Consider the following 6291-nt stretch of genomic DNA (forward strand, 5'->3'; position numbering starts at 1 on the left):
GGTGCATGTCAGGTGCGCGCCGTCGGATCGGACGCGCCCCGCCCGGGCACGACCAGCCCGCGGATGCGTTCGGCCAGCGCCGGCTCGTCCCACTCCGCCGGGCCCTCGAGCCGCGCCGCCTCCAGCCCCGCGCGATCGATGATCAGCGTGGTCGGCAGGCCGCGCACGCCCCAGGCGCGCGCCGCCGCGCCGCGCGGATCGAGCCAGATGCCGAGCCGGTGCACGCCGGTGCGCGCGTAGAACCGCCGCACCACCTCGGCGCCGCCCCGATCCTGGCTCAAGGCGAGCACCTCGATGCCCTCCTCCCGCACCAGCGCGGCGAGACGGTCGAGCGCGGGCATCTCCGCCACGCAGGGCGGGCACCAGGTCGCCCAGAGATTCACCACCAGCCCGCGCCCGGCGAAATCGGCCAGCCGCCACTCCGCGCCCCCCTCGTCGCGGAAGGCTGCCTCGGCAAGCGCGGCCCGCGGCCGACGCTCGACCAGCCGGCCCGTCTCCGCGCTTCCTTGCCGCGCCGAGACCAGCATGGCACCACTCGCCGCCGCACCGCCGACCAGCGCCCGGCGCGACATCCCGACGGAACCGCCCATGCCCGACACTCCTGCGCCCACGTCCGCCGCCAACGCCCTCTGGGGCGGCCGCTTCGCCGCCGGCCCCGCCGCCATCATGCAGGAGATCAACGCCTCGATCGGCTTCGATCGCCGCCTGTGGCGCCAGGACATCGCCGGCTCGCGCGCCCACGCGACCATGCTGGCGGCGCGCGGCATCATCTCCGAGGCCGACCGCGACGCCATCCTCGCCGGTCTGGACCAGGTGGCGGCGGAGATCGAGTCAGGGCGCTTCAACTTCTCGACAGAGCGCGAGGACATCCACATGAACGTGGAGGCGCGGCTGATCGAGCTCACGGGCGATCCGGGGCGGCGCCTGCATACCGCGAGATCGCGCAACGACCAGGTCGCGCTCGACGTCCGGCTCTGGGTGCGCGACGCGATCGACCAGCTCGACCTCCAGATCGCCGACTGCATGCGCGCGTTGGCCGCGCAGGCCGAGGCGCACGCCGCCACGCCGATGCCGGGCTTCACCCATCTGCAGATCGCCCAGCCGGTGACCTTCGGCCACCATCTCCTCGCCTATGTCGAGATGCTGGCGCGCGACCGCAGCCGTTTCGCCGACTGCCGCGCGCGGCTGAACGAGTGCCCGCTCGGCGCGGCGGCACTCGCCGGCACCTCCTTCCCGATCGATCGCGACGCCACCGCCCGAGCGCTCGGCTTCGCCCGGCCGATGGCGAACAGCATCGACGCCGTGTCCTCGCGCGACTACGCGATCGAGTTTGCCGCCGCCGCCGCCAACTGCGCCGCCAACCTGTCGCGGCTCGCCGAGGAGATCGTGCTCTGGATGAGCGCGCCCTTCCGCTTCGTCACGCTCTCGGACGCCTTCACCACCGGCTCCTCGATCATGCCGCAGAAGCGCAATCCGGACGCGGCGGAGCTGGTGCGCGCCAAGACCGGGCGCATCAACGGCCACCTGGTCGCGCTGCTCACGGTGATGAAGGGCCTGCCGCTCACCTACGGCAAGGACCTGCAGGAGGACAAGGAGCCGCTGTTCGACACCGCGGACAGCCTCGCCCTCTGCCTTGCCGCCACCGCCGGCATGGTGCGCGACCTGTGCCCGAACGCGGAGGCGATGCGCCGCTGGGCCGGCGAGGGCTTCGCCACCGCGACCGACCTCGCGGACTGGCTGGTGCGCGTGCTCGGCCTGCCGTTCCGCTCGGCGCACCACGTCACCGGACGTCTGGTCGCGGTCGCCGAGGCCCGGGGCACCGATCTCGCCGGGCTCACGCTCGCCGAGATGCAGGCGGTCGAGCCGCGCATCACGGAGGACGTCTATTCCGTGCTGACGGTGGAGGCCTCGCTCGCCTCACGCAGGAGCCTGGGCGGAACCGCGCCCGCGAATGTCGCCGCTCAGGCGAGGGCGTGGCGCGACCGTCTCGGTTCGGGCACGATCGCGCCGTGACCGCCCGCCGCGCCCTGCTGCTGTTCGCGCTCGCGCTCGCCGCCTGCGGCAAGCGCGGCGACCCTGTGCCGCCCGGCCCGGCCGAGGCGGTCACCTATCCGCGCACCTATCCCGGCCCTGCCACCGCGGTGCCGGACGGACCGCCCGTCGTGCCGCCGCCCCCTGCCGCGAGACCCTGACCATGGCCGCCTTTGCCCGTGCGGATGCCGCGGCGGATCCCTCCTTCGCCGAGATCCTCGCGCTGCGCCCGCACCTGGCCATCGCCCCCGAGGTCGGGCTGATGGTCGACGGCGTGCCGCTCGCGCGCATCGCCGCCGAGCACGCGACACCCACCTGGGTCTATGCCGCCTCGGCGATCTCGGGCCGCTTCCGGGCGCTCGCTTCCGCCCTGGCCGAGGCGAACCTGGATGCGCGCATCCATTACGCCATGAAGGCGAACGACGCGCTCGCGATCGTGCGCCTGCTCGGCTCGCTCGGCGCCGGCGCGGATGTCGTCTCGGGCGGCGAGTTCCATGCCGCACGCGCCGCCGGCATCGCGCCGTCCGACATCGTCTTCTCGGGCGTCGGCAAGACCGAGGCCGAGCTGCGCGCCGCCCTCGCCGCCGGCGTCGGCCAGATCAACGTCGAGAGCGCCGAGGAGCTCGCCATGCTCGACGCGCTCGCCGCCGCGATGGGGCGGCGCGCGCCGGTCGCGCTGCGCGTCAACCCCGACGTCGATGCCGGCACGCACGCCAAGATCACGACGGGCCGGGCCGAGAACAAGTTCGGCATCCCGATCGGCGAGGCGCCAGCCCTCTACGCGCGCGCGGCCGGCAGCCGGGCCCTGCGCGTGCGCGGTGTGGCCGTGCACATCGGCAGCCAGATCACCGCGCTGGCGCCCTTTCGCGCCGCCTATGCGCGGCTCGCCGAGCTCGTGCGGGCCCTGCGCGCCGAGGGCCTGCCGGTCGAGCGCATCGACTGCGGCGGCGGCCTCGGGATTCCCTACCGCAACGAGCCCGCCCCCTCGGCGGCCGCCTTCGTGCATCTGCTGCGCGAGACGCTGGGTCCGCTCGGCGCGACGCTGATGCTCGAGCCCGGGCGATGGCTGGTCGGGCCGGCGGGGCTGCTGCTCGCGCGCGTGGTGCTGGAGAAGCACGGAACCTCGCGCCGCTTCGTCATCCTCGATGCGGCGATGAACGACCTGATCCGTCCCGCGCTCTACGAGGCCTGGCACGCGATCGTGCCGGTCGCGGCGGCGCGCTGGCATGCGCCCGCCACGCCCGCCGACGTGGTCGGGCCGGTGTGCGAATCGGGCGACACCTTCGCCACCGCCCGGATGCTGCCCGCGCTGCCGCCGGGCGAGCTGGTCGCGATCCTCGACGCCGGCGCCTATGGCGCGGTGATGAGCTCGACCTACAACGCCCGCCCGCTCGCCGCCGCGGTGATGGTGCGGGCGGGCGAGGCGGCGGTGATCCGGCGGCGGCAGCCGGTGGAGGCGCTGATTGCCCAGGATGTGATCCCGCACTGGCTCGCTTCCGGGTGATGATGGCGTCATGAGTGCCGCTCCGCCGCGCCCTCCCCCGCCGCCGTCGATCCCGGGACTGGCGGTCAGGCGCGGTCTCGCGCAGGCCGCGATCCTGTGGGAGCGGGTCTGGCCTGCGGTCGCGCCGCTGCTCGGCGTGCTCGGCGTGTTCGCGGTGGTCGCGCTGACCGGGCTCCTGCCGCTGCTGCCCGGCTGGTTCCATGCGGCCCTGCTGGCCGGCTTCGCCGGCGCCGCGATCGCTGCCGGGCTCTGGGGCCTGCGCCGGGTCCGGCTGCCCGGCGTGGCGGAGGGCGAACGGCGGCTCGAACGCGTCTCCGGCCTCGCCCACCGCCCGCTCGCGAGCCTCGCCGATCGTCCCGCCGGCGGGATCGCCGATCCCGCGACGGCGATGCTGTGGGCCGCGCACCAGGCGCGCGCGGCCGAGGCGGCGCGGAGGCTGCGCGTCGGCGCGCCGCATCCGGGCCTCGCCCGGCGCGATCCGCTGGCGCTGCGCGCGGGCCTCGGCCTCGCCCTGCTTGCCGCCCTGGTGATCGCCGGGCCGGAGGCGGGCCCGCGCCTGCGCGCCGCGCTCGCGCCCGCCTTCGGCGCCGCCCCGGCCCCACCGCTGCCGCTGCGGCTCGAGCTCTGGATCACCCCACCGGCCTATACCGGAATCGCGCCGCTGTTCCTGCGCCACGAGCCCGGCGCGGCCACCGTCGCGATCACCGTGCCGGCGGGCAGCCGGCTCGCCGCCCATCTCTCCGGCGGCAGCGGCGGTCCTCCCGTGCTCGACGCGGGCGCCGGCGAGGTCGCCTTCCGCGCGCTCGACGCGCAGTCCTTCGCCGCCGAGGTCACGCTCGGGACGCCGGGGCGGCTCACGGTGCGGCGCGACGGACACGAGATCGCCGCCTGGCCGCTGCGCCTGCTCTCCGACGGCGCGCCCACCGTCGCCTTCGTCGCCCCGCCGGGGCGCGCCGGGGCTGCGCCGCAGCTGCGCATCGAGTTCGACGCGCGCGACGACTACGGTATCGCCTCGGTCGAGGCGATCCTGCGCCTGGCCGCACGGCCGGACGCGGAGCCGCTGCGCGTCCCCCTGCCCGTGCCGGCGGGGGCGGCGCGGCAGGTGCGCGGCACCGGGCAGCCGGACCTCTCAGCCCATCCCTGGGCCGGGCTGCCCGCGCGCATCACGCTCGAGGCCAGGGACGGCGCCGACCAGACCGGCCGCTCCGAGACGCTGACCGTCGAACTGCCCGAGCGGCACTTCGGCCATCCGGTGGCGCGCGCGCTGATCGCGCTGCGCAAGCGCATGACGCTCGCGCCGGAGGAGCGCAATGCCCACGGCCGCGAGCTCGACCGTCTTGCAGCCGCGCCGGAAGCCTTCGATCACGACCTGACGGTCTTCCTCGGCCTGCGCGCGGCCCGCTCGCGGCTGCGCTTCGACCGCGGCGAGGAGGCGGTCGCCGAGGTGCAGGAGCTGCTCTGGAACCTCGCGCTCCGGATCGAGGAGGGGGGGCGCGACCGCACTTGGCGCCAGCTCGCGGAGCTGCGCGAGCAGTTGCGCGAGGCGCTCGATCGCGCCCGGCGCGGCGAGGAGGTCGACCGCGCGGAGCTCGAGCGGCTGGCCGAGCAGCTGCGCGAGGCGATGCAGCGCTATTTCGAGGCGCTGGTCGAGGCGATGCGCCGCGAGGGCGTGGAGACGCTCCCCTTCGACCGCAACGCGCGCACGCTCGACATGCGCGAGATGCAGCGCATGGCGGAACGGATGCAGGAGGCCGCGCGCCAGGGCGAGCTCGAGCGGATGCGGCGCGAGCTCGCCGAGCTCGAGCGCGCGATCGAGCGGCTGCAGCAGGGCCGCATGAGCCGGATGGAAAGCCCCGAGCGCCAGCAGCAGCGCGAGCAGGGCCAGCAGATGATGGGCGCGGTGAACGACATGCTCCAGCGCCAGGGCCAGCTCATGGATCGCAGCCACCAGCGCGCCGAGCAGGATCGCGAGGCGCGCCAGCCGCCGCGGGGGCAGCGTCAGCAGCGTCCCGGCCAGATGGCGCCCGGCCAGCGGCAGCGGAGCGATCAGCAGCCATCGGCCGACCAGCGGGGCCGGGCCGAACGCGAGATGGACCGGCGCCAGCAGCAGGCGCTGCGCCGCGCGCTCGGCGAGCTGATGGAACAGTTCGCCGACTTCACCGGCGAGGTGCCCGAGCAGCTCGGCGAGGCCGACCTCGCCATGCGCGAGGCGGTCGAGGCGCTGCGCCAAGGCGACAACGCGGCCGCGCAGGCCGCCCAGCAGCGCGCGATCGAGGCGCTGCAGGAGGGCGGGCGCGAGATGCAGAACCAGATGGCCGGCCGGATGGGGCTGATGGAGCCCGGCGAGGCCGAGGGCGATCCTGGCGGCGACAACTCCGAGATGGGCAGCGACCGCTCCGGCGAGGGGCGGGAGCTGGGCCAGGGGCGCGATCCCCTCGGCCGGCCGCGGCGCGACGACGTGGGCGGGCGCGACGAGGGCTCGGACGTGCACGTGCCCGACGAGATGGAGATGCAGCGCACGCGCGAGATCCAGGAGGAGCTGCGGCGCCGCGCCGGCGAGCGCGATCGGCCGGAGATCGAACTCGAGTACATCGACCGGCTGCTGCGCCGGTTCTGACGCGGCTGATACCCGGCCGACAAAGGTTCGACCTTTGCCGGCCGGGCATCAGGCCTTGGTTCTGCGCGCGGCCGCCCCTTGAGCCCCGCGCGCCATACCCTCCGCACAAAGGTCAAACCCTTGTGCTCCGGGTATGAGC

5 protein-coding genes are annotated in these 6291 nt (G+C 75.3%); 4 read left to right on the plus strand and 1 reads right to left on the minus strand.

What is annotated here, in order from left to right:
- Positions 1-8: 8 nt before the first annotated feature.
- The gene (locus tag FK498_RS07745) at positions 9-590 is read right to left on the minus strand and encodes a TlpA disulfide reductase family protein (protein ID WP_237560876.1); all 582 of its coding nucleotides are present in this window, start codon (positions 588-590) and stop codon (positions 9-11) included.
- Here FK498_RS07745 and argH point away from each other — a divergent pair.
- From argH to FK498_RS07765, 4 genes are read left to right on the plus strand one after another with little or no spacing between them, the layout of a single operon-like run.
- Positions 589-2013, plus strand: a complete 1425-nt coding sequence (gene argH, locus FK498_RS07750) for an argininosuccinate lyase (protein ID WP_237560877.1) — start codon at positions 589-591, stop codon at positions 2011-2013. The genes FK498_RS07745 and argH overlap by 2 nt on opposite strands.
- A complete protein-coding gene (gene lptM / locus FK498_RS07755) occupies positions 2010-2192 on the plus strand; it encodes an LPS translocon maturation chaperone LptM (RefSeq protein WP_141853257.1) in 183 nt (60 codons plus the stop codon). Before argH ends, lptM begins: the two co-directional genes overlap by 4 nt.
- Before the next feature lie 2 nt (positions 2193-2194).
- Positions 2195-3535: a diaminopimelate decarboxylase gene (gene lysA, locus FK498_RS07760; protein ID WP_141853259.1), complete on the plus strand. Its 1341-nt coding sequence runs from the start codon at positions 2195-2197 to the stop codon at positions 3533-3535.
- Between the two features lie 10 nt (positions 3536-3545).
- Positions 3546-6152, plus strand: coding sequence for a TIGR02302 family protein (locus FK498_RS07765; protein WP_141853261.1), 2607 nt, complete (start codon positions 3546-3548; stop codon positions 6150-6152).
- The last annotated feature ends 139 nt before the right edge of the window (positions 6153-6291 follow it).

This window comes from Elioraea sp. Yellowstone, assembly GCF_006704265.1.
Lineage (GTDB): Bacteria > Pseudomonadota > Alphaproteobacteria > Acetobacterales > Acetobacteraceae > Elioraea.